Raw genomic sequence first — 18650 nt, 5'->3', positions numbered from 1 at the left:
GCGCGACGCGCGCTGATTTCCAAACGAATGATGGATCCCATCTTATCAAATGACGATGGAGATTGGCACTCACATTTAGAACGGGGTGTCAAGGAATCGCCGCTCAATTGGCACAGCGATCTGTTCGTGACCGGCGCCGCTTGCGCAGCGGGCGCCGGCGCGCCGCACCGCATCCGCAAAACGCCGGAAACGCTTGTCCGACGGGCGTTTGCCGACTTTCCCGCGGGGGGCTTCATCGCGCCGCGGCGCGTGCTCCCATGTGGGGTCAAAGCGTGTCGCAGCACGCTGCGACATCGTGAACATTCGTTTCCGTTCAGGTCGGAATATGCTTTTTTATTCTCTCCGCCGGCGCAATATCGGCGCGAACGACGCTGGCCGGGCGGTCTCGCCCAGCCGCCCGACCGTCGCGCCAGCGCGCATGGAACCGGTGCGATCGGCGCGGCCGGCGCGCGCGCCGGCATTCCGGGGCGAGCCCCGGCGCCGCTGCGCTTGCGCGCGCATCACGTGCCGAAGGCGGGTCAGCCCGCCGCGCCGTAACCGCCGCCGCCCGGGGTCTCGACGACGAATACGTCGCCCGGCGCCATCTGCGCGCGGCCGATATGCCGCAGGGTTTCGACCGTGCCGTCCGCCCGCTCGATCGTGTTGCGGCCAAGCGCGCCGGGCTCGCCGCCCGCCGCGCCGAACGGCGCGTGGATCCGGTTGTTCGACAGGATCGACGCGGTCATCGCCTCGAGGAACCGAATCCGCCGCACGGCGCCGTCGCCGCCGCGCCAGCGGCCGGCGCCCCCCGACCCGTCGCGCAGCCGGTGCGACTCGAGCCGCACCGGGTAACGCCATTCGAGCACCTCGGGATCGGTCAGCCGCGAGTTGGTCATGTGCGTCTGCACCGCGGCCACGCCCGCGAAGCCGTTGCCCGCGCCGCTGCCGCCGGCGATCGTCTCGTAGTACTGGTATTGATCGTTACCGAATGTGAAGTTATTCATCGTTCCCTGGCTCGACGCGACGCAGCCGAGTGCGCCATACAGCGCGTTGGTGATCGCCGACGACGTTTCGACGTTGCCCGACACGACCGCCGCCGGATACTCGGGATTCAGCATCGAGCGCGCGGGCACGATCACGTCGAGCGGCTTCAGACAGCCGGCGTTGAGCGGAATGTCGTCGCCGACGAGCGTGCGGAACACATACAGCACCGCGGCCATGCAAACGGCCTTCGGCGCGTTGAAGTTGTTGTCGAGCTGCGCGGACGTGCCGGTGAAGTCGATCTGCGCGCGCCGTGCCGCACGGTCGACGCGGATCGCGACGCGAATCTCGGCGCCGTTGTCGAGCGCATAGCGATACGCGCCGTCCTGCAGCGCGCCGATCACCCGCCGCACTGCTTCTTCGGCGTTGTCCTGCACGTGCCCCATGAATGCGAGCACGACGTCGCGGCCGAACTGCGCAACCATCCGCCGCAACTCGTCGACGCCCTTCTGGTTCGCGGCGATCTGCGCGCGCAAGTCGGCCATGTTCTGCTCGACGTTGCGCGCCGGGTAGCGGCCCGATGCGAGCAGCGCGCGCGTGTCCGCATCGCGCAGCACGCCCGCCGACACGAGCTGCCAGTTGTCGATCAGCACGCCCTCTTCGTCGATGTGCGTCGAATCGGGCGGCATCGAGCCCGGCGTCGTGCCGCCAATGTCCGCATGGTGGCCGCGCGAGCCGACGTAGAACAGCGGCGCGTCCGAGCCGTCCGCGAACACCGGCGTGATCACCGTGACGTCGGGCAGATGCGTGCCGCCGTGATACGGATCGTTCAGCATGAACACGTCGCCGTCGCGCATCCGGCCGCGGTTGCGCTCGATCACCGTCCTGATGCTCTCGCCCATCGAGCCGAGATGCACGGGCATGTGCGGCGCGTTCGCGATCAGGTTGCCGTCGCCGTCGAAGATCGCGCACGAGAAGTCGAGCCGTTCCTTGATGTTCACCGAGTACGCGGTGTTCTGCAGCCGCAGTCCCATTTGCTCGGCGATCGACATGAACAGGTTGTTGAAGATCTCGAGCCGCACCGGATCGGCGTCGGTGCCGAGCGAGCGGCGCGTCGGCAACGGCGTCGTGCGCGTCAGGACCAGGTTGCCCTGCGCGGTCATGTCGGCGCGCCAGCCGGGTTCGACGACGGTCGTGCCGTTCCGCTCCGCGACGATCGCCGGGCCGTCGATCGTATCGCCGGCGAGCAGCGTATCGCGCACGTACAACGCCGCGTCGTGCCACTGGCCGCCCGAGTAGAACCGCACCGCACTGTGTGCGTGCGGCGCCGCGTCCGCGTCGCGCGGCGCGAGCGGCGCGACCTCGACCGGCGCGTCGGAGCGGCCGATCGCCTCGACCGACGCGAGTTCGGCGACCAGCGGCGTGCCGGGCATCAGGAACGCATAGCGCTGCCGGTACGCGGCCTCGAACGCCTGCTGCATCGCGGCGACGCTTCCGGCCGGCACGTCGAGCGCGGAATCGGTGCCCTGGTAGCGCAGGTGCACGCGCCGCTCGGTCGCGATGCGCTCCGGCGGCACGCCCTGTTCGAGCAGCGCGCCGATCGCGTCGTCGGCGAGCCGGTCGAGCGTCGCATTCAGCGCGGGCAGCGACGCGTCGGACAGCACCGCTTCCACCGCGCGTTCCCGCATCGCGGTCTGGTCGGCCAGACCCATCCCGTATGCGGACAGCACGCCCGCCAGCGGATGCGCGAACACCTGCGTCATCCCCAGCGCATCTGCGACGCCGCACGCGTGCTGGCCGCCCGCGCCGCCGAACGTCGTCAGCACGTAGCGCGACACGTCGTGGCCGCGCTGCACGGAGATCTTCTTGATCGCGTTCGCCATGCTGCCGATCGCGATTTCAAGGAACCCTTCCGCGAGCGCCTCGGGCGTGTCGCGCCGGCCGGTCGCCGCGTGGATCTGGTCCGCGAGCGCTTCGAACTTCGCGACCACGCCGGCACGATCGAGCGGCTCGTCCGCGTGCGGGCCGAACACGCGCGGAAAATGGTCGGGCTGGATCTTGCCGAGCATCACGTTGCAGTCGGTCACCGTCAGCGGGCCGCCGCGACGATACGCGGCCGGGCCCGGATTCGCGCCGGCCGATTCGGGGCCGACGCGCAGCCGCGCACCGTCGAAGCCGAGCACCGAGCCGCCGCCCGCGGCGACCGTATGGATGCTCATCATCGGCGCACGCATCCGTACGCCGGCCACCTGCGTCTCGAACACGCGCTCGAATTCGCCGTTGTAGTGCGACACGTCGGTCGACGTGCCGCCCATGTCGAAGCCGATCACGCGCTCGAAGCCGGCCGCGCGCGCGGCGCGCACCATCCCGACGATTCCGCCGGCCGGCCCGGACAGGATCGCGTCCTTGCCCTGGAATGCGTCCGCGCGGGTGAGACCGCCGCTGCTTTGCATGAACTGCAGGTTCACGCCGGGCATCTCGTGCGCGACCTGCTCGACGTAGCGGCGCAGGATCGGCGACAGATACGCGTCGACGACGGTCGTGTCGCCGCGCGACACCATCTTCATCAGCGGCGACACCTCGTGCGACACCGACACCTGCGTGAAGCCGATCCGGCGGGCCAGCCCGGCCAGCGCGCGTTCGTGCGCGGTGTAGCGATAGCCGTGGATCAGCACGATCGCGAGTGCCTGCACGCCCGAGTCGAACACGCTGCGCAGCGCCGCTTCGGCGCTCTGCAGATCGAGCGGCACAACGACGTCGCCGTGCGCGCCGATCCGCTCGTCGATTTCGACGACGGTCTCGTACAGCGCATCGGGCAGCACGATGTCGAGATCGAACAGGCGCGGCCGGTTCTGGTACGCGATGCGCAGCACGTCGCGAAAGCCGCGGGTCGTCGCAAGCGCGGTGCGCTCGCCCTTGCGTTCGAGCAGCGCGTTGGTCGCGACCGTCGTGCCCATCTTCACCATGTCGACGCGCTCCGGCGTGATCGGCTCGCCGTCGGCGAGGCCGAGCAGATGGCGAATGCCGGCGACTGCGGCGTCGCGATATTGCTCGGGATTCTCGGACAGCAGCTTGTGCGTGACGAGCGTGCCGTCGGGCCGGCGCGCGACGATGTCGGTGAACGTGCCGCCGCGGTCGATCCAGAATTGCCAGCGTGCGGCGTCGGAGGAAACGGGGAAACTGTGTCGGTCAGTCATGGCGATGAACTCGATGCGTCGTTGATTCGAAGGACGAGCGCCGTCGCACGGCGCGCGTCGCGCGCCGCGTGAGGGCTTCGATGAACAGGGGTAGGTAACGCGGCAGGAGGAACTGCCGCCCGCTTGCGCGGCGCGCTTATGCGGCGTCGAGCTCGCGGCCGCGCGTTTCGGGCAGCGTCAGCGCGGCGACGATCATCACGCCGTACGCGGCAACCGCGAAGATGCCGATGCTCGCGCCGAGCCCGTAGTGTTTCGCCAGCGCACCGATCAGGAACGGGAACAGCGCGCCGACCGCACGGCCGACGTTGTAGCAGAAGCCTTGCCCCGACCCGCGCACGCGCGTCGGGAACAGCTCGGTCAGGAACGCGCCCATCCCGGAGAAGATGCCCGATGCGAAGAAGCCGAGCGGGAACCCGAGCCACAGCATCGACGAATCGGTGAGATGCAGCGCCGGCGACGTGTAGGCGAACGCGATCACCATCGAGCCGAGCGCGAACAGGATGAAGTTCGGCTTGCGGCCGACGCGGTCGGTCAGATAGGCGCTCGTCAGATAGCCGATCCACGAACCGATGATGATCGTCGCGAGATAGCCGCCGGTGCCCATCACGGTCAGGTGCCGCTCGGTCTTCAGGAACGTCGGCAGCCACGTCGTGATCGCGTAGTAGCCGCCCTGCGCGCCGGTCGTCAGCAGTGCCGCGCGCAATGTCGTCGACAGCAGCTTCGGCGCAAAGATTTCCGTGAAGCGCGGCGCGTCGGCGCCTTTCGCCTGCGCGGCCTTCTCTTTTTCGTAGACGTCCGGCTCCTTCACGTAGCGGCGGATCACGACCACCAGCAGCGCCGGCGCGAGGCCGACGAGGAACAGCGCACGCCACGCCTGCTCGGCCGGCAGCACCGAGAACAGCAGCGCATACAGCAGCGCCGACAGCCCCCAGCCGATCGCCCAGCCCGACTGCACGAGCCCGACCGCCTTGCCGCGATCGCGTGCACGGATCACCTCGCCGATCAGCACGGCGCCCGCTGTCCACTCGCCGCCGAAGCCGAAGCCCATCAGCGCGCGCGCGGCGAGCAGCTGGTGGTAGTTCTGCGCAAGCCCGCACAGCGCGGTGAACACCGCGAACCACAGCACCGTCAGTTGCAGCGTGCGCACGCGGCCGATCCGGTCGGACAGGATGCCCGCGATCCAGCCGCCGAGCGCCGACGCGAGCAGCGTCATCGTGCCGATGAAGCCGGCATCCGCGAGCGAGATGCCCCACGTCGCGACGAGCGTCGGGATCACGAACGACAGCATCTGCGTGTCCATCCCGTCGAGCATGTAACCGACCTTGCAGCTCCAGAACGCGCGCCGCTCGCGCGGCTGCGCGTGCGCATACCATCCGAACAGGCCGTTGCGCGCGGGGCCCGCGGGCTCGGCGGCGGGCGCCGCGAGGGTCTTGCTTTCCATGGTGAGGCTCCTGTCGAAATGTGCGGTCGAGACCTGCACGTCTTGCGTGTGGTACGTAGGCTTCATGCGTGTGCCGCGGCGTGCTCCGGCCGCGAGCGGATCGTCGGCGCCCGGCGCCCCGCTGCCGCGTAATGCCGCGTAATGCCGCGACGGGCGGCGCCGGCGGCCGCGCGGGCCACCGGCATCGACCGGATCAGAACACGGCCAGCGACGCGTTCGTGATGTCGGTCATCAGCATGTAGCCGGGCGTATGCGCGATCGCGAGCGGCAGCTTCGCTTCCATCAGCGCGGTTTGCGGCGTCACGCCGCACGCCCAGAACACCGGCAGCTCGCCGTCGCGCACCGTTACCGCGTCGCCGAAATCGGGCGCGCCGAGATCGGCGATGCCCAGCGCTTCAGGGTGGCCGATATGGACCGGCGCGCCATGCACGCCGGGAAACCGGCTCGTGATCTGCACCGCGCGTATCGCGTCGGCGCCGCGCAGCGGCCGCATCGACACGACCAGCTGGCCGCCGAAGATTCCCGCGCGGCGGTTCGGGATCGACGTGCGGTACATCGGCACGTTGCGCCCTTCCTCGATATGCCGCAGTCCGATCCCTTCGCGCGCCAGCATGTCCTCGAATGAAAACGAGCAACCGATCGCGAACACGACGAAGTCGTCGCGCCACAACGCCTCGAGCGAATCGACGCGCTCCGTCAACACGCCATTCCTGTACACGTTGTAGCTCGGCACGTCGGTGCGGATGTCCAGATCCTCGCCGAGCACGTCGACGCGGAACGCACCCGGTTCGCCGACGCCGAGCAGCGGACACGCCTTCGGATTCGCCTGACAGAAGCGCAGGAAATCGTGCGCATGCGCGTTCGGCAGGATCGCGAGATTCGCTTGCGCGAACGGGCCGCACTGGCCGGCTGTCGGATTGCGGAACGCGCCGCTGCGTACGGACTGGCGGAATTCGGAAGGCGTCATGATGTCGGTAGCGGATCGGGGTGTGAGTGGGCCGACGATGTCGCTGCGTCAGCGGATACGGCGAAGAATAGAAAAGAAAAAATTTTGTCGCCAACGAGTTTTTTTGTGCCCGGTGTATAGAATTGCTTAACAGATGTCCGGGTTTTCCCCGGTCCCGTTCAGTTTTTTTCACCGGCAAGCTGCGCGTCCACCGTCCGCGGGATCGCCATGAACACGCGTTTTCTCGAAACCTTCGTCACGCTCGCGAAGCTGCGCAATTTCCGCACGACGGCCGCCGCGCTGCACGCGACGCCGGCCGCGATCTCTCAGCGCCTGAAGGCGCTCGAGGACGAATTGCAGACCGTGCTCGTCGACCGCGACAGCCGCGCGTTCCGGCTCACGCCGAACGGCGAGTATCTGCTCGGCTATGCGAAGGCCGTCGTCGAGGCCACGCACGAGCTTCAGGCCGCCGCGGCAGGCGAAAGCGCGCTGCGCGGCAAGCTGCGGCTCGGCGTGATCGAGACGGTCGTGCATAGCTGGTTGCCGCATTACCTGCGCCGCCTCGCCGCCGACTATCCGCAGCTCGAGATCGACCTGACCGTCGACGTCAGCGTCGTGCTGCAGCGGCGGCTGATGGCGGGCGAGCTCGATCTGATCATTCGCGTGGAAGGCAGCGACGAGGCGTCGGTGATCTGCGACGCGCTGGCGAACTATCCGGTGCGCTGGATCGCGCGCGCGGGGCTGCTGCCGAACGCGCGCACGGGCCTCGCGCGGCAGGTGCTGCGCCAGCCGATCCTCACCTACGGGCGCGGCACCGCGCCGCATCGCGCGCTCGAGGACATCGTGCGCACGCTCGCGCACGCGCACGGCGTGCCGCTGTCGGAAACGCGGATCACCGGTTCGCCGTCGATCTCGGTGATCGTGCAGCTCGTGCGCGACGGGTTCGGCGTCGCCGCGATTCCGGTGCTGTTCGTGGATGCATTGATCGCGAGCGGCGAGGTCGTCGAGCTGCCGCTGCAGCCGTCGCCGCCGTCGATCGTCGTGTCGATGTCACGGCGGGCCGATGCGCCGAAGTTCGTGCACGGCGCGTCGATTGCGGCGCGCGCCGCGTGTCACGAGTATTGCGGGAAGAGCAACCGGTTGCTGGTCGAGGCGCTTTGAAGCGATGTGCGGATACCGCGCAGCGTACGCCGCGCGCGACGCATGAAGCGCCGCGTCGGCAAGCCGCTCACGCCGGCTGCCCCGGGTGAGGCTGCGCGCACGCGTCGGCGTCGATGCCGTTTCGATCATCGAGCCATGCTTCGATGCGACGCGCATCGAGGCTCGCACGCGACGTGGCAGTTTCCGGCACCGCAGCGAGCACATGCCGCGCACGTTCGAGGGCCGCTGCGAAGCCGCGCAGTTCGCGCGACACCGGACGATCGTCGAGACGCCGGCGTGCGAGCGCGGCTTCGAGCCGCTGTTCGATCAGCGCGCGCTGGGCGTCGACGAAGTCGATGCACAACGCACGACAATGCGTGGACACCGATGCGGCTGCCAGCAGCACCGGCACGATCGACATCGTCAGATAACCGCCGGGTGCGAGCCGCGCTAACGCCTGACGGACCTGCGGCCCGCCGTCGCTCAGCGACGCGAACACCGCGTCACGCCACACCGCGCGCTCGAACACGAGCGAATGGCGGAACGTGTCGAGTGCGGCGCGATCGACGAGCATCCCTTCCTTCAACAGCGGAATCGTCTGCGATGCATCGATGGAAGCCGTGCCGCCGTCTTCCGTGCCGACGATACAGTGCGCGCCCAGCCATGCCGTTTCGTCCCGCCGCCGGGCGAGGACGCGCGACTGCAAGCGATCGGGCAGCATCGGATCGAGCGGCACCGCGCCGCAAATCGACGGCTTGCCGGCATGCACACGGCAGCGGCTATCGTCGGCCAGTGCCGGGCACCGCGCGAGCGACGGATAATCGTAGCCTTGCAGCGTCAGCGCGATCCATTCGCCGCCGGCGCCCGTCGCGCGATGGAACAACGTGTCGGCAAGCGCGTGCGAAGCGGCGACATCCTCCGGATCGAGCACGTCGCCATGCCGCTGCGCGTGCAACCGCTCGCCGACGCGCAGCTTCGGCACGCGACCGATCGTCAGCGCACCGACGAACGTATGCCGATGCCTGAACAGTTCGCGCAACGACAACGTCGGCGCGCTGTTGCAGCAGCGCCCGCACGCATGGCACGCGAGACGGTAATCGCTTACCACGGCCGCCGCACCGAATCCTGATAGCGCGCGAGGATGAAATGCGCGACGTCGTCCGAGTGATACGCGGCCACCAACTGCGCGACCCAGGGTTTCGCACGATCCCCGTCGCGCACGGTCAACACGTTCGCGTACGGCGAGCGCGCGTCTTCGAGATTGATGCTGTCCCGGGCCGGTTGCAGGCCCAGGCGCGCGGCATCGTCGCTGTCGATCGCGACGAACGCAGCCGAATCCAGCGCCGCATGAACGCGATCTCGGCGCAGCGCGACGAATTTCAGCGCGAGCCGGTTGCCGGTTACGTCGCGCAGTGTCGCATGCAGGCCCGCGTTTTCGCGCAGCGTGACCAGCGTATCGTTCTGCAGCAGCACAAGCGCCCGCGCCATCCCGCGCGGGTCGGCGGGAAGGCCGACCGTCGCGCCGGGCTGCAGTTCGTTCAGACTCTTCAGCTTGCGCGAATACAGCGCCATCGGCAGCGTGACGGTCGGTGCGACGGCGGTCACTGCATAGCCCTTTGCCGCGCGCGTCGCAGCGAGGCGCTGCGCGTCCTCGAAGCTCGCCGCATCGATCCGGCCGTCGGCGAGCGCGGTATCGATGCGCGACGCGTCGTCAAACTGCACCACGTCGATGCCGACGCCGCGCGCGGCGGCGACGCGCTTAACCTGGCCCATGATCTCGGCATGCACGCCGCGTGTGACGCCGACGCGTATCGCCGGCGTCGCCGCGTCCGCGGCGAAGGCTCGGCCGGGCCCGCCGAAGCCGCACGCGACGGCCACCAACGCGGCGATGCAACGCCTCATCGCCCGCGTCATGATGGATCCCTCAGAATCGTGCGAAACCCGATGTGCGACGCGCCGAGATCGGCTTCCTGCTGCTCGCGCGACGATGCGCGGTAACGCACGCAGTAATCGCGCGAGCACAGGAACGAGCCGCCCTTGATCACCATCGGCGTATCGTGCCGGCGCGTCGGCGGTGCGACGGCCGCCGTGTCGCCGTTCGTGTGCGATTGATGCGGGCCGGTGTACGCGTCTTTCGTCCACTCCCACGCATTGCCGATCATGTCGTACAGATGGAAGCCGTTTGCCGCATAGCAGCCGACCGGCGCGAGGCCCGCATGACCGTCCTCGGCCGTATCGAGCACGGGGAACGCTCCCTGCCAGTAGTTCGCGGCCGGCTTGCCGTTCGCGTCGCGCGGCGCCGCATCGAGCGATGCGTCGTCGCGGCCGGCCTTGCCCGCGTATTCCCATTCGGCTTCGGTCGGCAGATCGCGGCCGAGCCACTTCGCATATGCGAGTGCGTCGCGCTGCGTGACGAGCGTAACGGGCAGGTTGCCGAGCCCGTGAACGTTGCTGCCGGGGCCGTGCGGCTGGCGCCACGACGCGCCCTTCACCCACGTCCACCACGCGAGATCGCGCGCATTCAGTTCGTCGCGCGTCGGCACATGAAACACCGCCGCGCCGCCCTGCTGTTCGGCCTCCGTCACGTAGCCGGTCGCGTTCACGAACGCGGCGAACTGCGCGATCGTCACGTCGGTCTGATCGATCCAGAAGCCACCGACGCGCGCGCTGCCGTCGCCGGCGGGACGCTCGTCCGCATAGCCGCGCGTGCTGCCGAACACGAATGCGCCGCCGCGCAGGTGCACCATCCCCGCCTTCGGATCGTCGCCCCATTTGGCAGGCAGGCCCGAATAGCGCTCGCACTGCTGCTCGGAGCCGAGCGGCGCGAGCGGACGCCCGCGATTCGCATCGTCGAACGCGCCACCGGCCGACGCCGGCGGGCTCGCATATCCGGCCGCGAACGCGGCCGCGAACAGCGTGGCCGCGAGCGCCGCGCCGAGCGTCAGGAAGCGTAACCGCATCGCGCTACCTCAGTAATAGCCGCGAGGACGCAGCGGCTCCACACCGCCGACGTTGCTCATGTAGGTCTTCCACTGGTCGACCAGCGTGCCGATTACCGACGGGTTCTGCGCTGACACATCCGTCGTCTCGCCGCGGTCTGCCGTCAGGTCGTACAGTTGCCAGTGGCCGTCGAGCGGCCCGAGCGGCGGCTCCGTCCACAACGCCTTCCAGCGACCGTCGGCGCTGCGCAGGTAGGCGCGGCCATACGCTTCGTCGCCGAACGGCGTCGTATGCACTTCTCCCGACGCGGAACCGGTCAGCACCGGCAGCAGCGACTGGCCGGTGACCGGATACACGTAGCGGTTGTTGTAGACGACCTTGCCCTTGTTCTGATCGACGCCCGTCAGCGTGTTCACGAGCGGCGGCGCCGGCTGCGACGGCGGCGTGACGCCTGCGACCGCGAGGAACGTCGCCGTGTTGTCGGTCACGTGCGTGAACGCGCGCAGCGTCGGCAACTGCCGCGTCTGGCCCGGCAGGCGCACGATCGTCGGCGTCGACACGCCGCCCTCCGCCGAATAGCCCTTCGTGAGCCGGAACGGCGTCGCGCTCACTTCGGCCCAGCGCAGCCCGTACTGCAACCGCTGCGCGTTCTGTTTGCCGTTGTCGGTACCGAGCGCCGAATAAGTCGGCTCCTGCGCGTTCGCGGTGTCGGTCGCCGTCGGGTCCGCGCCGGAATCGATCGGCCAGCCTTCCGCGCCGTTGTCCGACTGGAACATGATGAACGTGTTGTCGTATTCGCCGATGTCCTTCAGGTGCTGGATCAGCAGGCCGATGTTGTAGTCGAGGTTCTCGACCATCCCGGCGTAAATCTCCATGTAGCGCGCTTGCGCCTTGCGCTCGGCGGGGCTCAGGCTGGCCCACAGCTTGTCGACCTTGCCGGCGCCGTAGTCGCTGTAGCCATCGGCAGCCGAATGCACGGCGCTGATGTACTTCGCGTTCGCGGCGCCGTTGTTCGCCGTCGCGGGCGACGCCGATGTCGTTTCCGGCAAACCGTCGAACGGCTTGAAGTCGGCGGGAATCAGGCCGAGCGCCTTCTGCCGCGCGATGCGCGCATTGCGGATCGCGTCATAGCCGGCGTCATACACGCCCGCGTATTTGTGCAGCCATGGGTCCGGAACCTGCAGCGGCCAGTGCGGCGACGTGTACGCCGCGTACGCGAAGAACGGTTTGCCATCCTGCCTGTTCGCATCGATGTACGAAATCAGCTTCTGCGTATAGAAGTCCGTCGAATAGAACACGGCCGGGCTGCCACCCGTTCCGCCCGGCTGCCCGGGCTGACCCGGCTGCACGTAGCGACCGTCTTCCGTGTAGTTCGTCGAGCCGGCCGGCTCGTGCGCGAAGTGGTTCGTCGCCGCGCCGCCGAGCAGTACGTAGCTGCGCTCGAAACCCCACTGGTCCGGCGTCTGCCCGCTGCCCGTCGCACTGCCGACGATCCCCGAGCCGATGTGCCACTTGCCCGCGATGTACGTGTGATAGCCCGCATCCTTCAGCAGTTGTGCGAACGACAGCGCGCGATCGTTCAGATAGCCTTCGTAGCCGGGCAGGCCGCGACGTTCGTCGGTCGGCACGCCCATCGTGCCTTCGCCGACGAGATGGTGGTCGGTTCCGGAAATCAGCATCGCGCGCGTGATCGCGCACACGGTGCCGGTGTGATGATTCGACAGGATGCGGCCCGACGCGACGAGCGCGTCGAGGTTCGGCGTGTTGATCTCGCCGCCGAATGCATGGATGTCGGAATAGCCGAGATCGTCGGCCATGATGTACAGGATGTTCGGGCGTTTGGGCGCCGGCGCCGCGCTGGCTTGCGGAGGCGGATTGCTGTCGACGCCGCCGCACGACGCGAGCGACAGCGCGCCGGCGATCGCGGCGCAGACCACACGGAAACGAAAGGCAAACAACGGCGAAGCGGATTTTTTCATTGTTGTGGCGCACACGATCTACGGGATCGGCGATCTTAGCGTCGCGCGCGCGGCGCCCAAAGTCGGATTCGTCACATGCTAACGGGACGGGGGAATATGCGATTCGCGACGACGCGGCCAGGCGGCCACTCGTCGAAATCGATTACGGTCCGACGTTTTCGACAACCTGCGTACGCAACGCCAAATCAGGATTGCTTGTCAACCGGCATTCAGGACATGAACCGCCGCATCGACCATTCGCGACGCGTCGTCGCAGCAGCCGTGCACGCCGCCGGCCCATAGCGCATCCGCGCAAATGCTTTTCCGAATCCGTTATTGGATCGCGCCGCCGCGCATTTTTATACTCGTCAGCACTCTCTGTTGAAGAGTGCCAACCCATCCTTCCGGACAGAACAGCACAGGACGAAAAAATGAGCCTACGCCCGTTGCACGACCGCGTCATCGTGAAGCGACTCGACCAGGAAACCACCACCGCGTCGGGCATCGTGATCCCCGACAGCGCCGCAGAAAAACCCGACCAGGGCGAAGTGATCGCCGTCGGCCCCGGCCGCAAGGACGCGGACGGCCAGCGCGTCGTGCCCGACCTGCAGATCGGCGAACGCGTGCTGTTCGGCAAGTACGCAGGCCAGGCCGTCAAGGTGGACGGCACCGAGTTTCTCGTGCTGCGCGAGGAAGATATCGTCGCGGTCGTCAATCAATAACGGAGCGCAATCATGGCAGCGAAGGAAATCATTTTCAGCGACGTCGCGCGTGCGAAGCTGACCGAAGGCGTCAACATTCTCGCGAACGCGGTGAAGGTCACGCTCGGGCCCAAGGGCCGCAACGTCGTGCTCGAACGCAGCTTCGGCGCGCCCGTCGTCACGAAGGACGGCGTGTCGGTCGCGAAGGAAATCGAGCTCGCGGACAAGCTGCAGAACATCGGCGCGCAGCTCGTGAAGGAAGTGGCGTCGCGCACCAGCGATGCAGCCGGCGACGGCACGACAACCGCGACCGTGCTCGCGCAGGCGATCGTGCGTGAAGGCCAGAAATATGTCGCGGCCGGGCTCAATCCGCTCGACCTGAAGCGTGGGATCGACAAGGCCGTCGCGGCCGCTGTCGACGAGCTGAAGAAGATCAGCAAGCCGACCACCACCAGCAAGGAGATTGCGCAGGTCGCGACGATCTCCGCGAACGGCGAGGAGTCGATCGGCCAGCGCATCGCGGAAGCGATCGACCGTGTCGGCAAGGAAGGCGTGATCACCGTCGAGGACGGCAAGTCGCTCGCCGACGAGCTCGACGTCGTCGAAGGGCTGCAATTCGATCGCGGCTACCTGTCGCCGTATTTCATCAACAACCCCGACAAGCAGATCGCCGAGATCGAAAACCCGTACATCCTGCTGCACGACAAGAAGATCTCGAACATTCGCGATCTGCTGCCGGTGCTCGAACAGGTTGCGAAGTCGGGCCGCCCGCTGCTGATCATCGCGGAGGACGTCGAAGGCGAAGCGCTCGCGACGCTGGTCGTGAACAACATCCGCGGGATCCTGAAGACGGTCGCGGTGAAGGCGCCAGGCTTCGGCGATCGCCGCAAGGCGCTGCTGGAAGACATCGCGATCCTGACCGGCGGCCAGGTCATCGCGGAAGAAACCGGGCTGACGCTCGACAAGGCGACGCTCGCCGAGCTTGGCCAGGCGAAGCGCATCGAAGTCGGCAAGGAAAACACGACGGTGATCGACGGCGCCGGCGACGCGAAGAACATCGAAGCGCGCGTGAAGCAGATTCGCGTGCAGATCGACGAGGCGACGTCCGACTACGATCGCGAGAAGCTGCAGGAACGCGTGGCGAAGCTCGCGGGCGGCGTCGCGGTGATCAAGGTCGGCGGCGCGACCGAGATCGAAGTGAAGGAGAAGAAGGACCGCGTCGACGATGCGCTGCACGCGACGCGCGCGGCCGTCGAAGAAGGCATCGTGCCGGGCGGCGGCGTCGCGCTGATTCGCGTGCGTCAGGCGATCCGCGAGCTCCACGGCGCCAACGCCGACCAGAACGCAGGCATCAAGATCGTGCTGCGCGCACTCGAGGAACCGCTGCGCCAGATCGTCACGAATGCGGGCGAGGAAGCGAGCGTGGTCGTCGCGAAAGTCGCGGAGGGCACGGGCAATTTCGGCTACAACGCGCAGACCGGCGAATACGGCGACCTCGTCGAATCGGGCGTGCTCGATCCGACCAAGGTCACGCGCACCGCGCTGCAGAACGCGGCGTCGGTCGCGGGCCTGCTGCTGACGACCGATGCGACCGTATTCGAAGCGCCGAAGGATGCGGCGCCGGCCGCTGCGCCGGGCGGGCCCGGTGCGGGCGGGCCCGGGTTCGATTTCTGACGACGGTGCGTGCGGGCTCCGAACCGGCCCCGCACGCGTTATCTCCAGGCGGCGCGCGGCGACACCTTTCGCCGCGCGTTTTTTTTCACGCCCCGCGAGCCGCGGTCAGAACATCTGGCGCAGGCCGATCGCGACGCCGACGTTGTTGGTCCGGCCGATCTGGTCGACCCTCCCCGTCTGCCGGTTGGTGACGCCGGGATAATCGGCGGCGAACGCGCCGTTGCCGCGTGCGAAGTCGGCCGTCCCGTATATCTCCGTGTGCTTCGACAATGCATACTCGGCGAGCACGGTCGCCGAATAATTGATCCCGGAACCGAGCGTGCCGTCGAGCCGCTCCGCGTTGCGCGCGTGGCCGTAGTAGCCGGCGACCGTGATCAGCAACGGCGCGGTGGCCTGCCAGTTCGCGCCCACATAGAACGTATCGTCGATCCGGTTGGGGCTGCCGCCGCGCAACGCGGGTGCGCCGCCTTGCTGCATGTTGAAATCGGTCGTCCCCGTCTTGTCCTGCCCATGCAGCCAGCCGGCCAGCACGCGCACCGTCTGCGTAACCTGGTACGCGCCGCTCACGTGCACGAAATTCACCTTCGCACCGTTGACCGCGCTGCCGTTCACCGACGACACCGACGTTTGCTGAAAGCCGGTGTTGATCGATGCGGGACCTTGCGCGTAGGTAAGTTCGACACCGTACGTGCTGTCCAGGCCCATTGCACCGGCATGATTGCCGAAACCGTAGATCGCATCGACGTCGAAGCCGTTGTATGAGAACTTGTACTTCACCGAATTCGGCACCGTCAGGTAGTTGCCGATGCCGTTGTACGCCCAGCTGTCCTGCCAGTAGTCGCCGACGGTCATCGGATCGAATACGTCGCCCATCGTGTCGTACAGCGGCGCGTACTGGTTACCGAAGGTCAGCGCCCCGTACCGGTTGCTCGACAGGCCGACGTACGCTTGCCGGCTGAACAACGTGTTCGCGACGTGGAGCTTGCCGTCGCCGAGCTCGAAGCCGTTCTCGAGACGGAAGATCGCCGACAGCCCGCCGCCGAGATCCTCGCTGCCGCGCAAGCCCCAGCGGCTGTGCGTTTCCGGACCGACGGTCATGCCGACCAGATCCTTGCCGTCAGGACCGGCGTTGGTCTGATAACGAATCGCCGTATCGACGAGGCCATACAACGTGACGGAACTCTGCGCGAACGCAGACGATGCTGCGGCGACGAAAACCGCGCCGATACCACCGGCAACGACGATGCGGGTCATGGAAGGCCTCCCTGAGCAATTGATTTTGTAAGCAGTCCGACAGCAGTTGCGCTCGCCGCCCGGTACCGCGATCGGGAGAATAATCGGTCATATTCGCCGCACCTATTGCTGCTTCTGGAGCGGACCTTTCCAATACCGTCAACAATTGCGGCCGCAGCCGGGAAGACGCCGGGGCGTCGCGCTCGGGTAACATGAAAGCCCATTCCGCTTCGCTGCCCACGGCCATGTCGACTCCCGTCCACTCCCTGCTGCCGCTCGCCGGCGTCCTGCTGCTCAGCGTTGCCAGCCCGGGCCCGAACTTCGTGATCGTGACATCGACCGCGGTCGCGCAGCGCCGAGCCGGCGTGATCACCGCTCTGGGACTCGCCGCCGCATCGGGCACCTGGGCCGCGATTGCGATTGCCGGCCTGAGCGTGCTGGTAACGCACGTCGGCTGGGTGCACACCGCGCTGCGGCTGGCAGGCGCCGCCTATCTGATCTGGCTCGGCCTGAAGATGGTGCTGAACGCGCGCAAGCCGTTGGCCGTGTCGGCGCGCACGGTGTCCGCCGGCTGGCACGCGGCGAAGAAAGGCTTTGTCGCCAGCATGACGAACCCGAAGGCCGTCGCGTTCTACGGCAGCATCTTCGCGTTGATGGTCCCCGCCCATGCGCCGGCGTGGTTCAATGTCACGGTCGTCGCATTGTCGATCGCGATTTCGGGCGCGTGGTACTGCACGATGGCGCTGCTCGCGTCGCACCCGTCGGTGCGCGGGCTGCTGGTCCGACGCAAGGCCGCGATCGATACGACGGCCGGGGTGCTGCTGATGGGGCTTGGCGGACGGATGCTGGCGGGGCGTTGAGCGTCCTGGAACGCGTTGCTGCGTCGACGAAAAAAAGCCGCTTGCGGCATCCCGTCATCGGGACACGCAAGCGGCCTTGTCGCTCGCAACATCGACGATCGTCGCGTCGCGAGCCTGCTCATCGATGCGGCACGCCTGTCATCGAGTCACGCAGCCGGATCGACCACATCGATCGACGCGCCGCGCGCCTCGATATCGCGCCCGGCGAGCAGACACAGATCCTCGCGATGATGCGCGGCGACCACCTGCACGCCGACCGGCACGTCGCCGACGCTTCCCGTCGTCACCGCCAGCCCCGGCAGTCCCATCGCCGGCAGAGCACGCAGCGTCAATTGTGCTTCCCATACCCGCGCGAAACCTTCCGGCCCTTGCCGATCGAGATCGTCGGCGAATGGCAGTTCCGACGACACGGGCAACAGCAACACCGCGTATTCGTCGAGGAATAGCCGCCACTGCCGCGTCAGCGTCGTGCGCTGCACGAGCGCGCGGCTGATCACGTCGGCCGGCAGATCGCGCACCTTGCCGCGCACACCGGCGATCACCGCGGCCGCGCCTGGATCGCCGTCGCTCGCGACCGCGTTCGCCAGCGCGTCGAATCCGTCGCCGAGCCAGAGTTGCTCCTGCAACAGCGCGGCCTCGCGCATCGGCGGCGTATCGTCGATTTCATCGACGGTCCACCCGGCATCGACGAGCCGGCGTGCGGCATCGCGCAACGCAGCCTCGACTTCGGGCGCGACCTGCAGCCCGCCCGGCCGCACGCACACCGCCGCACGCCTCGCCACGTCGCGTCCGTCGATCGGCACCGGCACGAACCACGGATCGCGCAGGTCCGGCGCGGCGAGCGCGCGCAGCGCGAGCGCGAGATCGTCGATCGTGCGCGCGATCGGCCCCGTCGTCGACATCAGTTGCGCGCCGATCGCGCGCTCCGGCGACGATGCATTGAACGCCGGCACACGCCCGAGCGACGGGCGGATGCCGTGCACGCCGCACGCATAGGCCGGGTAGCGCACCGAGCCGCCGATGTCCGTGCCGAGCGCGAGCGCGCCGATCCCGGCCGCTACCGCGGCCGCCGCGCCGCCGCTCGACCCGCCCGGCGTCAGCGAGCGGTTGCGCGGATTGTACGTATGACCGTGCACGAGATTCGACGTGAACCAGCGCAGCGCGAACGTCGGCGAATTGCTGCGGCCGAGCAGCACCGCACCGGCTTTTCTGAGGTTCGAGACGGACGGGCTGTCGGCGTTCGCGATCAGGTGTTCCTGCAACCGCGTGCCGTTGGTCGTCGCGAATGCCGCGACGTCGACGTTGATCTTCACGGTCACCGGCACACCGGCCAGGGGGCCTGGATCGTCGCCGCGCGCGATCGCGCGATCGACTTCGTCGGCCTGCCGGCGCACGTCGTCGGGGCGATGCTCGACCACCGCGTTGATCGCCGGATTCACCGCGTCGAGACGGGCCAGCGCCGCATCCGCCACTTCCCGCGCCGACACTTCACGTTGCCGCACCCGCTTCGCGATCTCGGTCGCCGACAATTTCCAAAGCTGCTGCGTCATGACTTCTCCTCGTGCAAGGACATCACCATCACTCGCGGCGCCACGCGCGT

The 18650-nt window shown here is 67.9% G+C and carries 14 protein-coding genes; 5 read left to right on the top strand and 9 right to left on the bottom strand.

Annotated features, from left to right (window positions below; genetic code table 11):
* Positions 1-27: 27 nt before the first annotated feature.
* Positions 28-537 (top strand): hypothetical protein, encoded by a 510-nt coding sequence (locus KDW55_RS24120; RefSeq protein ID WP_212160544.1) that lies wholly within the window; start codon positions 28-30, stop codon positions 535-537.
* Here the strand turns inward: KDW55_RS24120 and KDW55_RS24115 are convergent.
* The 3 genes from KDW55_RS24115 to KDW55_RS24105 all read right to left on the bottom strand — a co-directional run bounded on the left by KDW55_RS24115 (position 519) and on the right by KDW55_RS24105 (position 6565).
* Positions 519-4157, bottom strand: a complete 3639-nt coding sequence (locus KDW55_RS24115) for a hydantoinase B/oxoprolinase family protein (RefSeq protein ID WP_212160545.1) — start codon at positions 4155-4157, stop codon at positions 519-521. The two genes, KDW55_RS24120 and KDW55_RS24115, sit on opposite strands and share 19 nt — an antisense overlap.
* Before the next feature lie 136 nt (positions 4158-4293).
* Complete coding sequence (locus KDW55_RS24110; RefSeq protein WP_040139153.1) at positions 4294-5598, bottom strand: MFS transporter; 1305 nt, start codon at positions 5596-5598, stop codon at positions 4294-4296.
* 193 nt (positions 5599-5791) lie between these two features.
* Positions 5792-6565 carry a putative hydro-lyase gene (locus KDW55_RS24105; protein ID WP_040139152.1) on the bottom strand — a complete coding sequence of 258 codons (774 nt, stop codon included), beginning with the start codon at positions 6563-6565 and terminating at the stop codon, positions 5792-5794.
* Positions 6566-6772: 207 nt separating this feature from the next.
* Between KDW55_RS24105 and KDW55_RS24100 the strand changes: the two genes are divergently transcribed.
* Positions 6773-7705 (top strand): LysR family transcriptional regulator, encoded by a 933-nt coding sequence (locus tag KDW55_RS24100; RefSeq protein ID WP_059546223.1) that lies wholly within the window; start codon positions 6773-6775, stop codon positions 7703-7705.
* A gap of 67 nt (positions 7706-7772) precedes the next feature.
* Here KDW55_RS24100 and KDW55_RS24095 read toward each other — a convergent pair whose 3' ends face one another.
* The 4 genes from KDW55_RS24095 to KDW55_RS24080 are packed head-to-tail and all read right to left on the bottom strand — an operon-like array spanning position 7773 to position 12603.
* Positions 7773-8792, bottom strand: a complete 1020-nt coding sequence (locus KDW55_RS24095) for a flagellin N-methylase (protein WP_212160547.1) — start codon at positions 8790-8792, stop codon at positions 7773-7775.
* Positions 8786-9598, bottom strand: coding sequence for a MetQ/NlpA family lipoprotein (locus KDW55_RS24090; protein ID WP_212160550.1), 813 nt, complete (start codon positions 9596-9598; stop codon positions 8786-8788). The genes KDW55_RS24095 and KDW55_RS24090 overlap by 7 nt, the downstream gene beginning before the upstream one ends.
* Positions 9595-10644 (bottom strand): formylglycine-generating enzyme family protein, encoded by a 1050-nt coding sequence (locus tag KDW55_RS24085; RefSeq protein WP_040139148.1) that lies wholly within the window; start codon positions 10642-10644, stop codon positions 9595-9597. Before KDW55_RS24085 ends, KDW55_RS24090 begins: the two co-directional genes overlap by 4 nt.
* Positions 10645-10653: 9 nt before the next feature.
* Positions 10654-12603 carry an arylsulfatase gene (locus KDW55_RS24080; protein WP_212160552.1) on the bottom strand — a complete coding sequence of 650 codons (1950 nt, stop codon included), beginning with the start codon at positions 12601-12603 and terminating at the stop codon, positions 10654-10656.
* A gap of 410 nt (positions 12604-13013) precedes the next feature.
* On the opposite strand from KDW55_RS24080, the gene KDW55_RS24075 reads away from it, so the two are divergent.
* Both KDW55_RS24075 and groL read left to right on the top strand, forming a co-directional pair.
* The gene (locus KDW55_RS24075) at positions 13014-13304 is read left to right on the top strand and encodes a co-chaperone GroES (protein WP_040139146.1); all 291 of its coding nucleotides are present in this window, start codon (positions 13014-13016) and stop codon (positions 13302-13304) included.
* Positions 13305-13316: 12 nt separating this feature from the next.
* Positions 13317-14957 (top strand): chaperonin GroEL, encoded by a 1641-nt coding sequence (gene groL / locus KDW55_RS24070; protein ID WP_040139145.1) that lies wholly within the window; start codon positions 13317-13319, stop codon positions 14955-14957.
* A gap of 105 nt (positions 14958-15062) precedes the next feature.
* On the opposite strand, the gene KDW55_RS24065 is transcribed toward groL, so the two are convergent.
* A complete protein-coding gene (locus tag KDW55_RS24065; protein WP_212160554.1) occupies positions 15063-16211 on the bottom strand; it encodes a porin in 1149 nt (382 codons plus the stop codon).
* A gap of 224 nt (positions 16212-16435) precedes the next feature.
* Between KDW55_RS24065 and KDW55_RS24060 the strand changes: the two genes are divergently transcribed.
* Complete coding sequence (locus tag KDW55_RS24060) at positions 16436-17050, top strand: LysE family transporter (protein WP_059546211.1); 615 nt, start codon at positions 16436-16438, stop codon at positions 17048-17050.
* Positions 17051-17196: 146 nt separating this feature from the next.
* On the opposite strand, the gene KDW55_RS24055 is transcribed toward KDW55_RS24060, so the two are convergent.
* Positions 17197-18600, bottom strand: coding sequence for an amidase family protein (locus KDW55_RS24055; protein WP_212160556.1), 1404 nt, complete (start codon positions 18598-18600; stop codon positions 17197-17199).
* Between the last annotated feature and the right edge of the window lie 50 nt (positions 18601-18650).

This window comes from Burkholderia sp. AU19243 (genome assembly GCF_018148075.1).
Lineage (GTDB): Bacteria > Pseudomonadota > Gammaproteobacteria > Burkholderiales > Burkholderiaceae > Burkholderia > Burkholderia latens_A.
Note: the sequence above shows the minus strand (reverse complement) of the source record. Positions and strands in the feature narration are given on the sequence as shown.

Bases quoted from the DNA above. Each gene is read 5' to 3' on its own strand.
- KDW55_RS24120 (WP_212160544.1), top strand. From the start codon at position 28: ATGATGGATCCCATCTTATCAAATGACGATGGAGATTGGCACTCACAT.
- KDW55_RS24115 (WP_212160545.1), bottom strand. From the start codon at position 4,157: ATGACTGACCGACACAGTTTCCCCGTTTCCTCCGACGCCGCACGCTGG.
- KDW55_RS24110 (WP_040139153.1), bottom strand. From the start codon at position 5,598: ATGGAAAGCAAGACCCTCGCGGCGCCCGCCGCCGAGCCCGCGGGCCCC.
- KDW55_RS24105 (WP_040139152.1), bottom strand. From the start codon at position 6,565: ATGACGCCTTCCGAATTCCGCCAGTCCGTACGCAGCGGCGCGTTCCGC.
- KDW55_RS24100 (WP_059546223.1), top strand. From the start codon at position 6,773: ATGAACACGCGTTTTCTCGAAACCTTCGTCACGCTCGCGAAGCTGCGC.
- KDW55_RS24090 (WP_212160550.1), bottom strand. From the start codon at position 9,598: ATGACGCGGGCGATGAGGCGTTGCATCGCCGCGTTGGTGGCCGTCGCG.
- KDW55_RS24085 (WP_040139148.1), bottom strand. From the start codon at position 10,644: ATGCGGTTACGCTTCCTGACGCTCGGCGCGGCGCTCGCGGCCACGCTG.
- KDW55_RS24080 (WP_212160552.1), bottom strand. From the start codon at position 12,603: ATGAAAAAATCCGCTTCGCCGTTGTTTGCCTTTCGTTTCCGTGTGGTC.
- KDW55_RS24075 (WP_040139146.1), top strand. From the start codon at position 13,014: ATGAGCCTACGCCCGTTGCACGACCGCGTCATCGTGAAGCGACTCGAC.
- groL (WP_040139145.1), top strand. From the start codon at position 13,317: ATGGCAGCGAAGGAAATCATTTTCAGCGACGTCGCGCGTGCGAAGCTG.
- KDW55_RS24065 (WP_212160554.1), bottom strand. From the start codon at position 16,211: ATGACCCGCATCGTCGTTGCCGGTGGTATCGGCGCGGTTTTCGTCGCC.
- KDW55_RS24060 (WP_059546211.1), top strand. From the start codon at position 16,436: ATGTCGACTCCCGTCCACTCCCTGCTGCCGCTCGCCGGCGTCCTGCTG.
- KDW55_RS24055 (WP_212160556.1), bottom strand. From the start codon at position 18,600: ATGACGCAGCAGCTTTGGAAATTGTCGGCGACCGAGATCGCGAAGCGG.